Genomic DNA, 20,400 nt, shown 5'->3' on the forward strand with positions numbered 1-20,400 from the left:
TCACGCGGAAATGAGCGGGCTGCTCCTACTGCTTGAATTTTCGGTTCCCACGGTCAGGGAATTTCAAACAAAATTGGGGCAAAAACCCTTTCCCTGACCGGGAAAATTGACTGTTTAAGAATCCGGGAGATTCCTTACGAATCGAAAACCGCATTCCCCATCCGGAAGATCGGTTGAGGGGCAGCGCATCGCGGACATGCACCAGACCCATTCCTGGTCTTGCCATGGCCAGAAATAAGCGCCGCCGCCGCGAACAACCCTGGGTCCGTCATTCGATTTGCCCAAGTCGGGTTCATAGGAATCAGTGAAAACATCCGAGCACCATTCTCCTATAAACAGACCGTACATGCCGAACCCGTTGGCACGCCCATATCCCGCAGAAAAATCAAAGGTCAGCCATTCGGCAAGCTCGGATTCTTCCGGCAAGCGATCCCCGAAAGTGAACAAGGTCTCAGTCCCTGCTCTGCAGGCGTATTCCCATTGTGCTTCCGAAGGCAGGGTCATCCCATATCGATGTGCATGTTTGCGGGCGGTATCAAAGCTAACGTACGCGGCGGCGTTCGGATAATTCCCTGTTTCTCCTCCGAGCTCTCTTGTCAAGACGGGACGTTCCCCCATCAGGAACGGAGAGATCTTGATCAGCCGAACTGGCCTCATTTCCCCAATATTGGCCGGGAAGGGGTTGCAGAGCTTCCGTGCAGCGGCTTCTTCTCCTTCTGACAAGCCCATGCGGAACTGACCGCCTGGGATATACCGGAACCGCTGTCCGGACGGTTCATGGATAAATGCCGGCGGCCAGGATGTTGTTCCAGGCTGATTGTCGGGCATAAATTCGCCGCCGAAAGCGGAAGCGATTTGCTTGTGGATGTGCTCTGTGTCGATCCGTTCCATTTGAAAGCCAAGTCGTTTGCTATTTTGCTCCATCATCATGGATACCTCCAAGTTTGCCCTGTCAACGTATTTTGATATATGATCTTAACGCCGTATTTCTCCGCGAATGCCTGCATGGCCGACGCGCAGCCTCTGCCGCCGGGGTCGCACGGCGGTTTCGTACCCCGTATTGTGATAATTTCGCCGGGCTTCACTTGTCCGCCAAGCTGTTCCAAAATTTTGCGCTCCGTATGGACGGAAAGCTGTTCATCCCACGACAGACGCCTTCCCGGCGGAGTATCCGAACCGCTCGTTTCGTTGCCGCGGGTAATAAAGCGTCCTTCTGAATCCCGATGCTCCCAATCCGCATGGTGGCGGGACATCATGACACCTGCGCCCATCCCCGTTCCAGATGCCCCTACCGCTGTGGTCGTACTGACCCCGGATACGGCCGAAGGAGCAACAGAGATGGCATTTCCGAGTGAAGCGCCGTTAGCTGTGGCAAACTGACCCATACCCATGGTTTCGATGGCTGCCCCTGCACGGTTGATCGAATTTCCAATCTGCCCTCCGACCGAGCTGCCCACGCTTGCGACGGATTTGGCGATCCCGCCCCCCATAATAGAACCGATTCCCATGCCCAGGTTATAGTTGGCTTCTTCTTCGGATATCGGGTTATCCCAGATATCGCGCTGGCGAATCGATTGCACCGTATTGTAGGCCGTCGCTGCCATTCCGGCATATCCGACAACGGTCAATCCCGTGCCGATGACCGTAGAAGAGGCAATTGCCGCGGATGCAGCAGGGGCAATCGCCGCCAATGCAGCGCCGCCCGTAGCGACGATCGCCACGACCGCTACGGTGATGGCAAGCCCGACCACCACTCCTCGAAAAAAACTGCTGGTGAAGAAACTTCTGCCTCCTTCTCCTCCTCCGCTGCCTTCACCGGAGCCTTCACCGGAGCCTTGGCCTTGACCATCTCCCGACCCATGATCTGACGGATTGCCGTCCGTTTCACTTCCGGCCCCTTGTTCACCGCCCCCCTCTGTCGAATCCCCCGGAGAATCGCCTGCTGCTTGACCGGAACCGTCGGGCGGACCTCTTTCCACGATTCGCCATTTATCTACTTGCCAGCCGTCGGGCCCGAACTTCGGGGTGCCCTCATACTCGATGTTATGATCCGTCGCCCATCTCTGGAATTCCGGAAGCGTATCGACAGGTCCACCATCATCGCCGCCGGTGCTCAAACTGTCCCAAACTTGATAGTCCGTCCGCCATTCCTGCCTTCCATCAGGATCACGAAACATAATCGGATTATTGGTGCAGTACCGGAACAGATTGAGGCCTCCCGCGAACCCGGCGGGATCACCGGACGACCATCTTCCCAACCATGCGCAGTAATACCTTGCTCCGAAACAGTACAAGCCCGTTTCATCATCCCGCTCTTTGCCGCTGAAGCGGTAGCGCTTCAAACTCAGATCGAATCCTGGTTTGGCCGAGCGATACGCGGAGGTGCCATATGGATGAAATTCCTCATAAGAGACAACGGATCCGTTCCCGTCGGTCTCCAGTACGGCCGATCCGAGGTGGTTGCTGTACGTATACCGGATCAACGGTACGTTAAGGGGATTATCCGGGTCTTTGTTGTTATCGTCCCGTGTTTTGATATCCACCTGGGCAATCCGCTCACCGTTGTCATCGATGTGCAAGGTGTATCGTTCGAAATGCGGATCCGTACTGCCGCTTTTACGCTCGCGCAATATTTCCACCGCGCCGAAATAGATGCGTTCGGATCGGCTGCCGCCCTGCCGCTCGATCACCTTCCGGATGCGCTGCCCTTCCGTATCGTAGACGTAATAAACCGTGCCTCCTCCCCCGAGATCCGCACGCCGAAATTGATCCAAAAAATCCCAATTCATCTCTGTTACATGCGGCATCCGGGTCATATTGCCGTACACATCATATGCATAAATCCCACTGTAAGGCCCAGCGTCCGGATCACCCGGCATGGCGGTCTTGGTCAGCCGGTTCGTACGATCGTTCGGGTCGCTCTCATAGGCATACCGGTAATAGCGGGTCCATCCGTTGCCGCTGCCGTTGTGGGCTTTGTAGTGGTGGCGCATGACAGTGATGTTGCCCAGCAGGTCGTACTCGTATATTTCGATGTATGTTCGTACCGCTCCAGCATTATTGTTGTGCGGAAGCTGCGGGACGTAATCAAGATCCGCGTCGGTGCGAATGGCGTTGTTTACATCCCCCGCATGCTCCCGGCCAGTCGCGCGGATCAGCTGATATTTCGCATCGTAGGCGAATAAGCTTTCCGGTTTGACGACCGTATTATTGAAAAAGTATGTTTGCTGTGCTTCATCGCGGATCTGTGTGATATTGCCAACAGGATCGTACGTATAGTGCAGCTTTTGGAGCGCCTTCACATCCGCATCATCGCCGGATTTGACGGTGAGCAGATCGGTGAGACGGAAATTTTTCGCGTCATAGAAATACCGGCTGATCACGTTATTTCCTTTGCGGACGTACTGGCGAAGTCCCTTGGCATCAAAGTCCTGATCGGCCAGAAATTCGACGAAGTTGCCCTGACCTCGTATTTTCACGTTCAACTTGACCAGATAATTGGCCTCGTTGTAGGTTGGCACGAATATGGTTCTGTCGGGAAGGATCGCACGGATCGGCCGGTTGAGGGCGTCGTATTCTGTCGCGGTGACAAAAACCTCGTCACTCTCCAGCTCGGCTTCGGCGGCAGAATGCACGGCCCAATAATCGGGTTGTTCCGCCAGCACCTGCCAGTCGGGACAGATCTGGTAACTTTTGGCTAATATGCGTTCCACCCGCAACGTGTTCCCTTTAAAATCTACTTCCGCGACACATACCATCCCGGTTGGATCGAATATTTGATGGGCGACACCGTTCAAGTTAAGGCGATAGGCGTCCGGATGCCGATCCCCATATACGATATAATTGAACAAAATCTCGGACTGCCCGGCTTCCTGTACGAAGATTGAAAGCAGCCGCTGCAGCGGGTCGTATTCGGTTCGAAATTGCCGGCCGTATTCATCCCATGTTTTAACGATTGCGCCCGAGATATTTTGGAACGTCCAGCGCCGCCCTTTTTCGGCGCTTTCGCCATATACGTTAGCACCGGTCATGCTGACGAAACCGCTGGATACCTCCCGGTTGGACTGATCGAACAGCTTGGAGAAGCGACCGGTTGTATCGCTCTGTGAGCGCACCGATGCCGTTATACCTCCGCCATAGTCGGTGACAGCACAGACGGATCGTCCGAGACTGTCGAAATGCACGGTGCCGGGGGTATCGGCATGGCGGGCTGCCAGCCATGCCGCCCTAGCTTCGGGATCGTGCAGCGGTTCGGAATCGGCCTCAGGATCCGGTTCACCCCTGTCAGTGTACCATCCGCTTTCTTTAACCGTATCGTTGGCATCGTACGTTTGCTTCTTCCAAGGTTCAAACACTGTCCGGGTGAAGGTTCCGTCTGGAAGCACGGTTCGGATATTTCGGCCTAATGCATCGTAATAATAAATCGGGGTAACACCAGTTTCACGAAGGGATTTAACATCTTCGTATTCGAACGTGGTGCTGAAATATGGTTCGTATTGCTTGACGGGGTTGCCCTTGTTGTTTAAAACGATACGGCCGTTGCCCACCCAGCGCGCAGTTGTCTCAACCTCCGACACGGTCCCATCCGGATTCGCCTCCCGTGCTATGCCTGGATTCACCTGGGATTTGACCATGGCCACGCCGCCACTTCCGTTCCAGTATGCATAGCTTTCTTGCCAGCGGGAATCGGAAGTTCCGTGCTTTTCGCGGGAGAGAATCCGCACGTAAGTCGGCTTGCCGTTCAACTGCCAATTGAACAGGTCGTATTCCATTCGCACCGACGGATCGTCAAGGCTGTCTCCTTCTTTGCCCCCCTTCTTGCCCATGACTGCTGACGAGATGACCATCCCGAGCGCATCGGTCTCCACCGCAGAACGGTTTCCGTTGGCATCCGTAATTAGGGACGGCCCCAATATGCGGTAATCGTTCTTCACCGTCATCACATTCCAGGATGCCTGCTTGATCTGCACGCGTTCTGTCAGTAGATCGTACGGATCCGGCGTCATGATCGTCTCCACGCCCATGGGGCTTCTGATGCCGACGGGCATGTAAAAATGCGCGGCGGAATTGTCCGCAAATACGGCTGTTTCTGACGGGATCCACCAATTGTCGTCCCCATCGAAATGGACATACCCCGCAGCGGAAAACTCAGCATCCGTCACCTTATCCGCATAATAAAGTTGGATAATCGATGGTGTAAGAGCCAATTGATAGCTTTGATACATCAAGCCAAGCGAATCGCACTGACCGAGCGGCAGCGGCCTCAAGCCGTTGTCAAGGTACAAGGTTCGACTGCAGGATAGCAACCGCTTCTGCGGAACCGTTTCGTCTGCTAAGGTTTCATACGCGATTTTGGAAGTGCCTTCAATCTTCAGACGGATTTCTTCAAACCCGAACAGATCGGAATCGGATGATACACCGGTAATCTCATAGCTTCTGGACGCGAAAGGAACGCGCGACCGATAGGCGGATACCGGATGGCTGTACGCTGCTTCCGAGGTGTAGTCGGTTTCTGAATAGGTGATTACCATCTTTTGTTGATCGCGAGTGACTTCTGGCGGAAGGTCGGTGTCAACCAATTGACGGCCATACACAACCGTACATGATTTCCATACGTTGGCGTACTCATCCACTTCGAGCTGCAGACTGTGCGAGATGCGGGGGTCATGCGGGTTCCGGTCATAACCGATTGTCAGGGATTCCCGTGCTACTGGCAGGAATACGGCATGTTTGCACGTGCCGAGCGGTTGGATTCGCCTGATCTCGTAGGTGTTCTCTACGACGCTGTACGGATGCTTTTCCCGCTCCGACCCGTCGAAACTGTATATTTCCCGGCGGAGCGGCAATCCTTTCATGCTGCGAAGGCACTCCAGCCATTCGCGGTCGCTCATTTTTTCAGGCAGTACCACCTCGGGAAGATGCTGTGTTCCCTGATAATACTCGCTGTGGAATGGGTGTAAAATGCCGTTTTGGCCAAGTAGCATGCCGGTGTGAAACCAGGTACGGGTGGTGACCGGTGATTGATACAGTTCCGGCGCAGATTCCTGGCTCCCATCAAACCGCTGGACGCCAGCCGCATAGTCTTCGTACGCTTCCGTATCCCACTGTTCGACCATTCCGAAGCCGCGGAATTCCCGCTCCTCTCCATCAAAGCAGCCATGATGGTACGCATAGCGGGTGACGAATCGGCTGTGGCTGACATGGTCATAAGTCTCGATCTGTTCCACCACATGAACAGGAAACGGGATACGAGTCAACCAAGGCCTGCCTGCTATACGGTCTGCGAGATAGAACTTGGTGGAAGGCGCATACTGGATGCGGGTCTCTGCACCCATGTTATTGACGACGCGGATGAGCAGATGGGGCTTCTGCCCGCCCATTAGATCCACAAAACGCATCTGCAGCCCGCTGTCACCCGGTAAGGGAGACGACCAGACCAGACAGGCCGTGGCGTTGCCCCGCAGATCGACTGCCGCGATAACCGCGAGATCGTCCACGTGCGGGAACACATCCAGCATTTTCGCATCGCTCCAACGATTGCCGGATTGGTTGAAGTAGAGGCGAACCCCGTCGCCGTGTAAATAGATGATGTCGGTTGTCCCCGTACCGTCAATATCGGCGAGCCGAATGCGTTTTTGCTCGAATTGATCCGGTGCATCGAATACAGGAGAAGCATCCATCGTTACCATGGAACCGAATCGGCCATGTCCCAGGTTGGGCCAATAGCAAATTTCACCGTTGCGAATCCGCACAAGGTCATTCAGGCCGTCGCCCGACATATCAGCGAGATAGACGGACTCCGACCCGTCCGCGAATACAAGTCGCGGCCCTTGTTCCTCATCCAGCGCTTGCGAAATGCGGCGTGCCGGCCCGAAACCCTCATCTTGAAGTGAAGGATGCCAGACTATGGTATCTTGTTCCGTGATCAGCACATCCGCATGACCATCACCGTCCAAATCTACAAGCCGCAGGTTGGGATTGCGCATGTCGCAATTAAGCGGTGAGGAAAAGGGACGGAACGCCTGCCACCCTTCTTCCGCGTCGTGCTCGTACAGCCCTTGCACGGGTCCCTCCAGCATGACAAGTTCGGGTCTGCCGTCGCCGTCCAAGTCCATAAACTGGGCTTTCCCGCCGGTCAAGGACAGATTGGGCTTTACGGCTACAATTTCGACAGGTGCAAATTCGACCGGCCGCTGGCTGATGGGGCTGAGATTGCGTTTATAGAACCATCCGCCGCCCTGTTCCGTTAGAATGCCAGGAATGCCTTCCCCATGCAAGTCTGTCCACTGATAAGCATTGTTGTCGATTCCCGACGGCAAATGGTCAAGGCTATCGGGGTCCAACGTTTCCACGTTATCCTGTATGACGGGCTGACTGTATGTGAAGGCAACCGGTGGAAGGGCGCTTTTTTCGTATTCGTCTTCTTTTCGCTTGTATCCGGTGTGGGTGACTGTTGAGAGGTATGTATAAACAAAGTTGCGAGGATTTGCAGGGTCTTGATCTAGGGAGTAGGAAAATTCCGTGGATCGCACCAGGCAATTGGTGCCAACTCCGGCTTCGTGTTCGAAATGATGGAACATCAAAACCCTTTTGCATAAGCGATAGGTACGGATTTCAAAACCTGCCCGATAGGTCGAGAAAGCATCTTGACGACAGGCCCATTGACCGGTGTCGTTCGGGGTGGGAAGATTGCTGTCATGTTCACCGTAATCGAAGACGGTCTCGAACAACCAATCTGTCTGCCCGAGCAGGCTCGCATCAAGAAAATCCGGACGAAGTCCTTCGCTGTTGAGCAAGGGCGTGCGGTTGCCGTAGCGGATGCGCTTGAGATAGCGATTGGCCGTGCGCCGGAGATCCGTTCGTTCTCCCCGATTTCGTTCATGAACTTGGGCAAGATCGACACCTGTTCCATCCTCGGGTTTGTACTCGTACATGATGGCGTTGCCAATATCGTCGCGCATCTCGCTGATTAGCCAGCAAAAGACGCGACTGGGGTCTACCGGGTTATGTATTCGGGCGTTGAGATCCAGGCCATAGATGGTCAAAACATTATTCCGGGTAATCGAACGCCAATGCACATCGCCATCGCTGTCACGGATCCACCGTTCAATACGGGCGAAGGCTCCTTCGATTCGCGGACGATATCGATAAACGGTATACCCCGGAATGGGTGGGGGTTCATCATCGGCGACCGGAACCAGGTCCTCGGTGTCCGAAAGCACAAATACATCGGATTCTTCCGCGTCCAGGTATTGCGGCAGTCCCTTGTCCGTCTTGCGCACGATACTCGGAAGCGAGAGAGACCATCCTAAGCCAAACGGCCCGTTGCCCGAGGCGGAGTTATAGGTTAGCGAGAGTTGGGGGCCGAAGCCGGAACGTCCCGGACTGACTCCGATCGGAACAGACAAGGTACCGGTGCCGACGACGGGATTGACGGAAAACTTCTCCCCCATTCCACGAATTGCCCCTCCCCCTTTCGGGAGCGTAATGGAGGGGACTGTAAACGGTTTCTGCCCTCCGTCTATGGTATCTGAATGGTTATCTATCATCCGTTCTCTTCCTTTCACGTGCGAAGTGGAGTCGGGGGATTCTGACGACTAAAGTATTTTTATGTTCCATGACCTGTATAGATTCATTGACTTTTCTAGGGGTGAATTATCGGCAGCCGCAGAAAAAACCATGCCTTTTTGAACATTATACTGCAAAATTACAGATTTTTCAGTTAATTTTTAAAACCTTTCAGCACTCTTCCGCGACCTGGCTTGTATCTGTGCACTTGTGTATAATGGAAGGAATATTTGGGTCATTTCGGCTGGCAAAGGAGGTTTGCGCATTGAACATTTGGGAATCCGATTTACCAGGGATTGGCCGCAAATTCCAAATGGAAACCCGCAATGGGGATAAGCTGATCATCGTCATTCACGACAACGGCCGGCGGGAGATCTATCATCTCGATCAATCCAACCCTGATGAATGCGTTTCGACAATCACTCTCGACGATGAGGAAGCCATGAAAATCGCCGGAATCATCGGAGGGATGAACTACAAGCCGAAAGCTTTGGAAAATATCGAGATCACTCTGAACGATCTGGTGATCGAATGGCATAAAGTCGAACCGCAGGCCGCTTGTATCGGAAAAACGATCGGACAGTTAGCCGTTCGGCAAAAAACCGGCGCGACGATCATTGCAGTCATCGAGGCCGGTCATTATAAAAAGATCAACCCCGGTCCGGACCAAATCCTCGCCGGCGGTTCCACGCTCATCGTGGTCGGGGAAAGACAGCATGTCAAAGCGTTCAAGCAGCTTTTGGCCAGCGGTGAATAAGCATACAAGCAGGCAGCAGGTGACAGTTAATCGACTGTCTCCTGCTGCCTGCTTCTCTTTCTTCACATCTTTCCTTGCTGGCTTTGCGCCTGCCCTTTGGATGAAAGCTGTTGGAAGAAGTTGTAGATGTTTTTCGATTCCTTCGTCAGCAGCGGACCGAGGACAGCCAGGATCAGCACGTACAGAACGGCAAACGACTGAACCGTCGGAAGCAGCCCTCCCGCCTTGCCGATATTGGCCATGATGATGGAAAATTCCCCCCGCGACACCAGCGTAAAGCCGATGTTGACCGAGGCCCGATTGGAGATGCCGGAGATACGCCCCGCGATCATCCCCGCGACGAGGTTGCCGATGATCGTCAGCACGACAGCGATAAGCGCCATCCACACCGCCCCGCCCAAAGACAGCGGATCGATCGTCAGGCCAAAGCTGAAGAAAAACAGAGCGCCGAAGAAGTCGCGGAACGGCAGGACCAGGTGTTCAATCCGCTTGACGTGCTTTGATTCGGCCAAAACCAGCCCGATCAACAGCGCACCGATCGCCTCTGCCACGTGCAGGGTCTCTGAAAAGCCGGCAACCAAAAAGAGCGAGGTTACGACCAGCAGCAAAAACAATTCTGATGACTGTATGTTGAACAGCTTGTCGATGTACTTGATGATTTTTCTGCCGATGATCAAGAACAGCAGAATGAAGACGAGGGCCGACAGCGAAGTGAACAGCACGCCCATAAATGAGGTGGCACCGCTTAACACCAACCCGGACAAGATGGACATGTGCACGGCGATAAACAAGTCGTCAAACATAATCATGCCCATGATGATCTCTGTCTCGGGATTGGCCGTTCGCTTCAGGTCTACCAGCACCTTGGCGACGATCGCTGTAGAAGAACTCGTCATGATCCCGCAGACGACCAGCGTTTCCTTCAGCGGCAAGCCCATCATCCAGCCGAGCAGCAGTCCGGAGACGAAGTTGAGCGCCACGTAAAACAAACCGCCGACGATGATCGACTTGCCCGATTTGATCAGCCGCCCTACGGAGAACTCCAGCCCCAGGTAAAACAAGAGAAAAAGGACGCCGATCCGGCCCATAAAATCAATGAACACGGAGCTTTCGATGAAGCGCAGGTCGATCATTCCAAAATGCGGTGCATGCGGCCCAACCGCCATGCCGACCAATATATAGAACGGTATCACGGAAAAACGAAGCTTGGTGGAAATCAAGCCGACAAGGGTAATCAACCCGAGGGCCAACCCTATTTCAAAAATAAGAGTATCCATCAAATCCCCCCTGTTTCCTGTTGTATTCGCCTTGTGCAAACAGCCGGGACAATCTAATCAAGCCCCTTTTGCATGTATTCTTTTAACATTTTCAGGTGTCGCCTTTCCCCGGCGACGATCAGGGTTGAATGAGCGGCAAACACGTAATCAGGTCCGGGGTTGATCTGTTTTTTATGGTCTTTTTCCACCACGGCAATGATCGTTGCCCCTGTTTTTTCCCGGACTTTCATTTCTCCGATTTTCTTCCCGATACAGTTGGCGTGAGGTTCAATCTTGTACCACTCAATCACTAAATCCTCCAGTGTAACCTCAATCGTATCCAAAGCTTTCGGCTTATAGGTCATGCCGCCAAGGATCCCGGCGACCAGCCTGGCCTCATCGTCGTCCAGGGTCACCATGGACAAGCTTTCGTCTGGATCCTTGCTGTCAAAATGATAGAGCTCCCGGCGCCCGTCATCATGAATGATGATGACCAGCTTTTCCCCGCTGCGGGCCTCAAATTGAAATTTACGGCCAATGCCCGGCAGATCAGACTCGCGAATCGTCATAGCGATTACCTCCAATATGTTATTTTGGGTAAAAATTACATATTCTGCAGATATTTATCCAAGTTTTCAACTGGGATTACAGAGGTTTAATCCAATATGACAGTCCTCCAGGCTGTCAAAAAAGATAGCTTGGTTAGGGTAAATGGGCGTCATGAACTTACACGAGGAAGGTGGTTGTGTACTTGATGGGCATGAGAAATAAACGTTTTAACGCAATGGGGATAAAAAAGAATTGTCTGTGGATGGAAGTGATGGGGAGGTTTGCCAACAACAGTGGAAACAAAGCGATAAACGCCAAAACTTTTAGCTGCCAGTGAAATTTGAGGGAGATTTTTTGCCTGAAGGCAGCTGCCTTATTGGCGTTAAGATGCGGAAAATACTCTGCGGAGCTGCCTTGGGAGGTTTGACTGTCCGCGGCAAGCAAAGAGACAGGTGCAAAGGAAAACAGGAGCAGCACGAAACAAGCGCATGTTGTCAGCAAACGGCAAATGTAGCGGGAAAACATCATTCGTGCACCTCCTTTGAAACCATTGCATGCTGCTTGCTGTCCGTTTGGTCGCAAGCAAGCTTTCTTTCCTCCTGTCCGCAAGCTTGTGAAAAATTGCGATTATCCCTTTTATTAAATCATGTCGACATTTTCAAGTCAAATCACCGACCACACCGTACAAGAAAGATACAGGGTCGTCCCCTGCAAGAGGCCATAATGCTGTATAATAAGAAAAGCTTCCATCAGAAACTTGCAGGAAGCTTTCTTATCCGGATTAACAGGCTTCTATCTAAAAGAAGCTTTTCATTCCAAACAGGAGGTCGTACGAGATGAATCGCTATCAAGCAGTTACATTGGCACTGGCTGTCGGAGTTGCTTTCAGCCTTGTCGGAGTAGGCATCGCTATCGGGGAACAAAGTGTGATCGGCATCTTTGCCTGCCTGATTGCGGCAACCGTGCTCATGGGCGGCGGCTTTATGTACAAGCGCAAGCACAACCGCTAACGCCGGACGAACAGGCTGTTCACATAAAAAAACAGGGAGGTCAGACCGTTCGCCTGCCGCAGCAGTTGTTTGGCGATGGCGTAAATCTGCGGTTGGCTGGGGTTGACTTTGCGGTCGACGAGGTAGAAAGCAACCAATCCGTCTATGATCATGCGGTGGAAGGCAGCATCGGGCAGTTTTTCGGCGCTCTGTTTGGCCTGTTCGATGAAGTACCTCAGCCGGGCCAGTGCTTCTTCGTCAGACCGGTAATAGCTGACAAAATTGAGATCCCCGCCCTGCCGGTCCTCCTCCAGGTCGATCAGGTAGTCGAGCAGGATGTGGAGTCCGCAGATCCACGGGAAGTAAGCCGAATTGAGCGCGTCGATTTCCGCAAGGTCCACATGCTCTTTTGTGGCCAGGACAAGCAGGGCGAATATGCCAATCGTAGAGCCTGTCACGGCGGAAAATTCTTGCCAGTAGATGTGCGGATGGTCGGCGCGGTACTTTTCCCACCAGGAGAGAAGTTCTGCTTCCCTCTGCTCGCGGGCGATGTGTTTGTATACCTGCAAATCGCTGTACAAAAGCGAGAGCTCCAGTACGCGCGACTGTACGATCGAATACGAAGGAAGCTTTTTTACCTGCTGTTGGCAAGCTTTGACCAGGTCATTCAGATACCCGCCATCGTCCTTCTCTGTCCGGTAGCGGTAGTAATCCCGGAGCGGCGCATCCGGCGTCAGGGCGTCCTGCATGGACAGGTGGAGTTGACGAAAGTCCTGCGGGTCCAGGGATGTGCTTCGGTCGCATAAATTGTCCAGGTAATCGCTTATGGTCTGGTACGCGACGATCAGCGGCACCAGCGTATCCACGAAGGGAATCGCCTGGGTGGCGTAGACCGTCCCCCCTTGACAGTGAAATTTTTTGGTCTCCATACTGGCTAAAGCTTGTTTCCTCAACTCGCGGTCAGGAATGTTCCCAGCACGCCGATACCAAGCTGCAAATGTGTCATCAAGCTGTGGTTTGACGTAGCGATATACGCGATAAATCAATTGCCATGGGTATCGAATTGGTTTCCCGTCCACGCATTGTTCCTCCTTTTTCACCAATAGCTACATCTTATCATATAAATGCCCCTTGTCTCTCCTCTCTTCTCGTTTTTACCCATTCCGTCACTTTTCGTAGTATTCTGTAGGTTCCCATTAGACTGACTTAAAATAATGGGTGAATGGCCACAATTGTGTCCGACATCATACATATAAAGGGGGCTTTCTCATTGAAAAAAGCAAAGGTTTTATTCTCCTCGGTCCTATTGTCGAGCATGCTTCTGCTGGCAGCTTGCGGCGGCGGTGGCGGCAGCACCGGAGGCAGCGCTCCTGCAGGCGGTGAAAGCAGCAGCGGCTCCGGAGGCGGCCAACAAGCCAGCAGTTCGCCACCGGGGGGCAAATCATGCCGCTGATCATGGGAGCAGCAGCGTTTTTGATGGCGGAATTTCTCGGCGTACCCTACTGGGATATCGTCAAAGCAGCCGTGCTTCCAGCCATTCTGTACTTCACCGGCATCTGGATCATGGTGCACTTTGAAGCAAAGCGCCTGGGACTGCGCGGCGTTAGCAGAGAGGAAATCCCGAATAAGAAAGAAATCCTGAAAAAGCTGTACATGCTCGCCCCTATTTTCGTCATCATCGGAGTATTGATGGCTGGCCGCTCGGCGGAATTCAGCGCCATCTGCGGTATCGTCTCCTCCATCGTCGTCGGAGCCTTCCGCAAAGAGACCCGGATGTCGTTCAAGGACATACTGGATGCCTTGGCGGCATGGGCACGCCGACGACTGCCAACTACATCATCACCTCGACGATTGCCGCTCCGGCGATCATCCAGTTGGGTGTTCCGGCCTTGTCGGCTCATATGTTTACGTTCTACTTCGGGATTGTCGCCGATATTACGCCTCCTGTCGCACTTGCCGCCTTTGCCGCCTCCGGTCTAGCCAAGTCAAAACCGATCCAGACCGGTGTCGAGTCGACACGCCTGGCGATAGCGGCTTTCCTGGCGCCGTATATCTTTGTCTTGTCGCCGCAGCTGCTCTTGATCGACACGACATTCATGCAGTCGCTGTGGGTTATGATCACTTCCGTTCTGGGTATGATCGGTGTCGGGGCCGGTATGATCGGATATTGGATGTCCAGATTAAATCCGGTTGAACGGATCGCCTCGATCGCCGCAGGATTGTGCGCGATCGTACCCGGCGTATGGAGTGACACCATCGGAATCGTGATTCTGGCAGCGGTCTTCTTCCTGTCGTATCGCCGGTCCAAGTCGGCTCCGCAGCAATTACAGGTAAATGGGTAAGGTTAAAACCGCGGGATGCTTCCCCGCGGTTTTTTGCTTTGGCTTTTGCTTTGGCTTTTGCTTTGGCTTTGGAGAACATTGTGCATGGAGACTGAGAAAAATGGGCTCGCTCCGTTCGTGGCACGCCTGCAAGGGAGCCGGGGATGTCCGTCTCCACTACAAAAAAGCGGCACGTCGACCAAAATCCACCCTACGGGCGGAAGTATCTCAATGAAGTGATTGGTCGACAAGCATGTGCCGCTTTTTTTCCGTTCCGACTGGGGAGGCGTGCCAAGGCCTGCACTCGCTCCATTTTTCTCAGTCTCCCGGGGCTTTTTCCTGAATCAGTGACTATACAAATGACAGGATACCTGATGGTGTGGCGACATTTGCTGCGTCACAGGTGCTTCTGTTTTGCAGACATCCATCACGTACGGGCATCTGGTGTGAAAAATGCAGCCGGACGGCGGGTGCAAGGGGGACGGGATCTCCCCTTTGAGGATGATCCGCTCTCTTTTTCGCCGCGGGTTCGCCACTGGTACCGCCGACAGCAAGGCTTGTGTATACGGGTGCAGCGGGGTGGCAAACAGGCTGTCGGTCGAGGCTTGTTCCACCATCTGCCCCAGATACATCACTCCGATGCGGTCGGATATGTGACGGACGACGCTGATGTCATGAGCGATAAAGAGATAGGTGAGTGTATACTCCTCCTGCAGCTGCTGCAAGAGATTGATCACCTGCGACTGGATGGACACGTCAAGGGCAGAGACGGGTTCATCCGAGATCACGATCTGCGGACTGACGATCAGCGCTCTTGCCAGCCCGATCCGCTGACGCTGTCCCCCGGAGAACTCGTGGGGATAGCGGTAGTAGTGATCCATTTGCAGTCCTACCTTATGCATGATGTCCATCACCCGTTCGATGCGCTCTTCCTTCCGGCCGATGGAGTGGATGGCCAGATGCTCTTCCAGCGCCGGGCCGATGCGCTTTCGCGGGTTTAGTGATGAGTAAGGGTCTTGAAACACCATTTGCAGCTCTTTGCGGATATCCCGCATCACGTTTCCAGGCAGTTGGAAGATATCCCGGCCTTTGTACAGCGCCTTTCCGTCCGTCGGCTCGGTCAGCCGCAAAATGGTTCGACCCATCGTGCTTTTGCCGCAGCCGGATTCTCCTACCACGCCAAACGTCTCCCCTTCGTATAGCTGAAAGGAGACATCATTCACCGCCTTTACGTGTCCCTTAACTCCGCCCAGGCTCCCGAATGGGCCATGCACGGGAAAGAACTTTTTCAGCCTCTGCACATCAAGCAGGGGTTTTTTGGGGGTTTTGCCGGCCTCAAGAGACATAGCTTTCCTCCTCGGCTTGGGTGATCTTGTCGGCGTGCCAGCACCTGACTTTGTGGCGGTCTGCCAGCACCGTCAGCTCGGGGGGCTGCTGATGGCACATGCGGTCTGCATGGGGACAGCGGGGAGCAAAGCGGCAGCCGCCGGGAATATTGTGCAAGGTCGGAACCATTCCCTCGATGACGTGCAGCTTTTGCGAGCGGTCGCCGTCCAGCTGTGGAATGGATTTGATCAGCCCTTGGGTGTACGGATGGCGGGGACGGGAAAACAGGGCATCCACCTCTGCCTCCTCCACGATCTGCCCGAGATACATCACGACCACCCGGGAGCAGATCTCCGCGACGACTCCCAGATCGTGGGTAATAAAGATCACGCCCATTCCTTGCGCCCGGTTCAACTGCAGGATCAAGTCCAGGATCTGTGCCTGAATCGTCACATCCAGCGCTGTCGTCGGCTCGTCGGCGATCAGCAATTTGGGCTGGCAGGCCAGGGTCATCGCGATCATCGCCCGCTGCCGCATCCCTCCCGACAATTGATGCGGATACTCGTGAACCCGTTTTTCCGGTGACGGTATTCCCGTCAGCCGGAGCAGGTCCACCGCCCTTGCATAGGCCGCTTTTTTTGCCCCCCCCTGATGCAGCATGATCGATTCTGCGATTTGATAGCCGATTGTATAGACGGGGTTGAGCGAGCTGAGCGGATCCTGAAAAATCATCGAAATCTCGTTGCCGCGAATGTTCTGCATATCGGATATGGAAATATCTAACAAATCATGTCCCTTAAAGCGTACTTCCCCTTCGTATTCAACCAGGTTTTTTTCGTCAAACAACCGGAGAATGGCTTGAGAGGTGACGCTTTTGCCGCAGCCCGACTCGCCGACCACGCCCAGTATCTCGCCTTCCTCCACATGGAAGGAAATGTCGTCGACTGCCGTAATCCGGCCGCGATCCGTATGAAAGTGAACGGTAAGCCCTTTTACTTCCAAAAGCGGTTGTTCCGCCATGATGATCCCCCTTCGCTTTAGGTTTTTCTCTTGCCGGACTGGCTGGCATGCGGATCGATCAAGTCGCGGACTCCGTCACCGCAAAAATTCAACCCCATCACCGTCAAGATGAGCAGGATGCCGGGAAATACCGTCATCCACCAGCCTTTAAAGATCACCAGCTTGCCGTCGTATAAAATGTTTCCCCAGCTCGGGTCGGGTGTGGGCACGCCAGCGCCCAAAAAGCTCAGCGCCGCTTCCGTAATGATGGCATCGGCAAAGACGAACGTGGCCTGTACGACGAGCGGTGAAAGCGTGTTGGGCGCGATGTGCAGCCAGATGATCCGTGCGGTGCTGGCCCCTTGCGCTTTCATCGCCTCGATATAGGTCTCTTCGCGGACCACGAGGGCAGCAGAACGAACGACTCGGGCAATAGACGGGATAAACACGACACTAAGCGCGATAATGACATTTTCCAGGCGCGGCCCCAGCGCTGCCACCAGAGCAATCGCGAGCAGGATGCCGGGAATCGCCATCAACCCGTCGCAGATCCGCATCAGAATCTGATCCAGCGTCCGGTAGTAGCTGGCGTACAAACCGACGACTAACCCGATCGACGAGGCGATGACGGCGACGGCAAAGCCGACGCCCATCGAGACTTGCGCGCCAAATACGATGCGGGTGAAGAGATCGCGGCCGAAGTTGTCCGTCCCCAGCAAATGCTCGCCACTTGGCGGCTGCAGCCGGTTGGCCGGTTCCATCTCATACGGATCGTAGGGGGCCAATGCCGGTCCCGCGATGGCTACGATGAGTAAGATAGCGATGATCACGCTTCCGGTAACCATCAGCCGGTTTGACCAGAAGCGGCGCATGAACAGCCGGCGCTGCTGCTTTTTCAGGCTGTGTTTGAGACTGGATAGCTCCACTTTGTCAGCGTTTAATTCAAGCGCTCCCATATCCATATTCCTCCTCCCTACTTCCTCTCGAGCCTCACCCTTGGATCAATCACGCCGTACAGCACGTCGACGAGCAGATTGATGAACACATAAGCACAGGTGACAAACAGCACGACACCCTGGATGACGGCGTAATCGCGTCGTTCCACGGAATTGATGATCAGCTGCCCGATCCCGGGAATGTTAAATATCGTTTCTGTCACCACGGCACCTGTTACTAGGCCGCCAAACGTCTGCCCGATCACCGTCAGGATGGGGAGGAACGCGTTTCGCAAGGCGTGTTTGTAGATGACGGCACGCTCCCTGACTCCCTTCGAGCGAGCTGTTTTAATGTAATTGGCATTCAACACCTCCAGCATGGAAGCGCGGGTCATGCGCGTAATCAGCGCTGCTTGTATGGCTCCGAGCGAAATGGCAGGGAGGATCAGGTACTTGACGTGATTCCACAGCCCTGCATCCAAAGGCTTGTAGCCCGCTACCGGCAGCAGCTTCCACTTTACGCCGACCAGCAAAATAAAAAACAGGGCCAGCAGAAAGCTGGGAACTGCCATCCCCAACAAAGAGAATCCCATCACCGTCTGGTCGGCAACCGTCCCCCTGCGCCGCGCCGCCATGATGCCGATCGGAATGGCGATCGCCAAGGCGACGATCTGGGCGAGAATCGCGAGGGATATCGTCGGTTTCAAATGGCTGAAAATCGCCTGGGAGACAGATTCCTTCATAAAATAAGAGTCGCCGAAATCCCCGCGTATGACATCCGCCATCCAGTTCACATATTGCTGGTACAGCGGAAGGTCAAGCCCCAGCTGCTGACGCAATTCGGCAATTTCCTGCCGGGTGGCTGACTCCCCCAGCATGACAGCCGCAGGGTCGCCGGGCGTCAAGTGGATGATCAAAAAGATGACGACTGAGACGACGAATAAAACGGGGATCAAAGCGAACAGCCGCTTTACCAGATAGACATTCATAGATCATCCTCCACTTGTCCAGACATCGCCGCCCTCCCCCGCTTGTCTGGAAGAAGGGGAGGGACGTGCGATTGTGTTATTCTTTTGACACGTTCCAAAAGATATTGCCGTCCAGCCATTGCACGTTTTTAACCGACTTTTGGCAGGCCAGGATGCTGTTGCCGTCGCCGATTTTGACGACCGGAACATATTCGTAGAACCACTTTTGCAAGTCGTCATAGACTGCCCTGGCTTGTTCCAGAGTAGGAGCCCCTCTGAATTCGGCCAGCAATTTGTCCAATTCCGGGCTGTCGGTCCAACCGGTGAAATCCTTTCGCATGAACGCCAGAGAACTCGGTTCCGGTTTTGGCGTATTGGTGATCACCAGGATGTCAAACTTGTTTTCATCCTCACGAAGATCGGTGAAAGTCGGCCAATCGTACACCTCCAGCTTCGTCTTCACGCCCATTTTTTCCATTTGCTGCTGAAAAGCCACGGCACCGTTGTACATATCCTCGTAATCCCTGCTGGTGACGATTTTGATCTCCTGTCCCTGATACCCCGCTTCCTTCAGCATTTCTTTCGCCTTTTCCGGGTTGTTTTGATTGTACTTGTCTTTGCCGGCCTCGCTGGACCACTGCCCCGTCTGGTAGTACATCATCATGTTGTGGTTGAGCTCGTAGTACTTTTGATCGGTGTAAGCGGCGGTCAAGATCGCTTGCGCATCGATTCCGGCCCCTACCGCCTGCCGGGCTGCCGCATTGGCAAACAGACCTTTCCGCTTGTTGAAGTAGATATTCAGCATCCCGGTGGGAGAGGTTTTGATTTCCATGTCGGGATTGCTCTCCAGCTGCTCCACATTATCGTAGGACACGTCGGAAGCCACATCGTATTCGCCGGAGAGCAGCCCGGCTACCTGTGTCGAAGCATCAGGCGTAAAGATAAAGCGAAGCTCGTCCACAAGGGCTTCCCGTTTTCCCGCCAAGCCGTCCGCCGCTTCGCTTCGCGGCTGGTAATCCGGGAACTTCGCCAGCAGAATATACTGATCTTGCTTCCACTCTTTGAACTGGAAGGGACCTGTTCCGACATACTCCTTTACGCCCTTTTTATCCGCCGATTCGATGAGTTCCTTTGGCATGATCGCGGGATAATTTCCCCCCGCATACCCCAGCATAGGCAGAGCGGTCGAGGTTGGCTTCTCGAGGTGCAGGACGGCAGTTTCGGCATCCTTCGCCTCAAAGGAAGCGCCTTTGAAGTGATCTTTTCCGGAGCTTGACGCGGTGATCCACCTGTTCATGGAGGCGGCCACATCATCTGCTGTCAGCTCTTTGCCGTTGTGGAACTTTACGCCTTTGCGCAAGTGAAACGTAATCGTCTTGCCGTCCTCGCTCTGCTCCCAGGAATCGGCCAGCATCGGCTGAATCTGATACTGGGAGTCGACTGTGACGAGCGTTTCAAACACGTTTCTTCCGATCGTTGCCGTCGCCTGGGATGTCGTCACATAGGGATCGAGCGTCGGAGGCTGCGCTTGATACGCGATCTTCAGCTCCCCTCCCCCTTTTGTCTCTGTTTTTGCCTCTTGGGCTGTTTCTGTTTTGGTTTCCGGTGCCGCTCCCTCGTTCTGTCCGGTTCCCGCCGAACAACCGACGAGTGAAAGCGCCAAGAACAAAGCACTTACCTTTTTGGCAGCTTGCCAGCCTGTCATCTTTATTCCCCCCTTGTCGGATATTAA

The 20,400-nt window shown here is 54.0% G+C and carries 14 protein-coding genes and 1 pseudogene; 4 read left to right on the forward strand and 11 right to left on the reverse strand.

What is annotated here, in order from left to right; translation table 11 throughout:
* Positions 1-114: 114 nt before the first annotated feature.
* A complete protein-coding gene (locus tag ACI7RC_RS15090; RefSeq protein ID WP_408109053.1) occupies positions 115-927 on the reverse strand; it encodes a formylglycine-generating enzyme family protein in 813 nt (270 codons plus the stop codon).
* Positions 927-8,549: a SpvB/TcaC N-terminal domain-containing protein gene (locus ACI7RC_RS15095; RefSeq protein ID WP_408109054.1), complete on the reverse strand. Its 7,623-nt coding sequence runs from the start codon at positions 8,547-8,549 to the stop codon at positions 927-929. The genes ACI7RC_RS15090 and ACI7RC_RS15095 overlap by 1 nt, the downstream gene beginning before the upstream one ends.
* A 284-nt stretch (positions 8,550-8,833) precedes the next feature.
* On the opposite strand from ACI7RC_RS15095, the gene ACI7RC_RS15100 reads away from it, so the two are divergent.
* Positions 8,834-9,325 carry a cation:proton antiporter regulatory subunit gene (locus tag ACI7RC_RS15100; protein ID WP_408109055.1) on the forward strand — a complete coding sequence of 164 codons (492 nt, stop codon included), beginning with the start codon at positions 8,834-8,836 and terminating at the stop codon, positions 9,323-9,325.
* Positions 9,326-9,387: 62 nt separating this feature from the next.
* Here the strand turns inward: ACI7RC_RS15100 and ACI7RC_RS15105 are convergent, their stop codons facing one another.
* From ACI7RC_RS15105 to ACI7RC_RS15115, 3 genes are all read right to left on the reverse strand, one after another.
* Entirely contained in the window at positions 9,388-10,602 is a 1,215-nt protein-coding gene (locus ACI7RC_RS15105) for a cation:proton antiporter (protein ID WP_408109056.1), read from the reverse strand.
* Between the two features lie 53 nt (positions 10,603-10,655).
* Positions 10,656-11,150, reverse strand: a complete 495-nt coding sequence (locus tag ACI7RC_RS15110) for a cation:proton antiporter regulatory subunit (RefSeq protein ID WP_408109057.1) — start codon at positions 11,148-11,150, stop codon at positions 10,656-10,658.
* A 157-nt stretch (positions 11,151-11,307) separates the two neighbouring features.
* Complete coding sequence (locus ACI7RC_RS15115) at positions 11,308-11,658, reverse strand: hypothetical protein (protein WP_408109058.1); 351 nt, start codon at positions 11,656-11,658, stop codon at positions 11,308-11,310.
* A 308-nt stretch (positions 11,659-11,966) separates the two neighbouring features.
* Here ACI7RC_RS15115 and ACI7RC_RS15120 point away from each other — a divergent pair, with 308 nt between their 5' ends.
* Positions 11,967-12,140: a DUF5325 family protein gene (locus ACI7RC_RS15120; RefSeq protein WP_408109059.1), complete on the forward strand. Its 174-nt coding sequence runs from the start codon at positions 11,967-11,969 to the stop codon at positions 12,138-12,140.
* On the opposite strand, the gene ACI7RC_RS15125 is transcribed toward ACI7RC_RS15120, so the two are convergent.
* Complete coding sequence (locus ACI7RC_RS15125; protein ID WP_408109060.1) at positions 12,137-13,198, reverse strand: tetraprenyl-beta-curcumene synthase family protein; 1,062 nt, start codon at positions 13,196-13,198, stop codon at positions 12,137-12,139. The two genes, ACI7RC_RS15120 and ACI7RC_RS15125, sit on opposite strands and share 4 nt — an antisense overlap.
* A 191-nt stretch (positions 13,199-13,389) precedes the next feature.
* On the opposite strand from ACI7RC_RS15125, the gene ACI7RC_RS15130 reads away from it, so the two are divergent.
* Both ACI7RC_RS15130 and ACI7RC_RS15135 read left to right on the forward strand, forming a co-directional pair.
* Positions 13,390-13,572 (forward strand): hypothetical protein, encoded by a 183-nt coding sequence (locus ACI7RC_RS15130; protein WP_408109061.1) that lies wholly within the window; start codon positions 13,390-13,392, stop codon positions 13,570-13,572.
* A pseudogene (locus tag ACI7RC_RS15135) lies at positions 13,545-14,461 on the forward strand (TRAP transporter permease); the annotation flags it as partial. The gene ACI7RC_RS15130 and the pseudogene ACI7RC_RS15135, both read left to right, overlap by 28 nt.
* A 323-nt stretch (positions 14,462-14,784) precedes the next feature.
* Here the strand turns inward: ACI7RC_RS15135 and ACI7RC_RS15140 are convergent.
* From ACI7RC_RS15140 to ACI7RC_RS15160, 5 genes are all read right to left on the reverse strand, one after another.
* Positions 14,785-15,786 carry an ABC transporter ATP-binding protein gene (locus tag ACI7RC_RS15140; RefSeq protein WP_408109062.1) on the reverse strand — a complete coding sequence of 334 codons (1,002 nt, stop codon included), beginning with the start codon at positions 15,784-15,786 and terminating at the stop codon, positions 14,785-14,787.
* Entirely contained in the window at positions 15,776-16,786 is a 1,011-nt protein-coding gene (locus ACI7RC_RS15145) for an ABC transporter ATP-binding protein (RefSeq protein ID WP_408109063.1), read from the reverse strand. Before ACI7RC_RS15145 ends, ACI7RC_RS15140 begins: the two co-directional genes overlap by 11 nt.
* Positions 16,787-16,803: 17 nt before the next feature.
* Complete coding sequence (locus tag ACI7RC_RS15150) at positions 16,804-17,721, reverse strand: ABC transporter permease (protein WP_408109064.1); 918 nt, start codon at positions 17,719-17,721, stop codon at positions 16,804-16,806.
* A gap of 17 nt (positions 17,722-17,738) precedes the next feature.
* The gene (locus ACI7RC_RS15155; protein ID WP_408109065.1) at positions 17,739-18,689 is read right to left on the reverse strand and encodes an ABC transporter permease; all 951 of its coding nucleotides are present in this window, start codon (positions 18,687-18,689) and stop codon (positions 17,739-17,741) included.
* A 76-nt stretch (positions 18,690-18,765) separates the two neighbouring features.
* Positions 18,766-20,373 carry an ABC transporter substrate-binding protein gene (locus ACI7RC_RS15160; protein WP_408109066.1) on the reverse strand — a complete coding sequence of 536 codons (1,608 nt, stop codon included), beginning with the start codon at positions 20,371-20,373 and terminating at the stop codon, positions 18,766-18,768.
* Between the last annotated feature and the right edge of the window lie 27 nt (positions 20,374-20,400).

The organism is Brevibacillus sp. B_LB10_24 (genome assembly GCF_046036945.1).
Taxonomy (GTDB): Bacteria; Bacillota; Bacilli; order Brevibacillales; family Brevibacillaceae; genus Brevibacillus_C.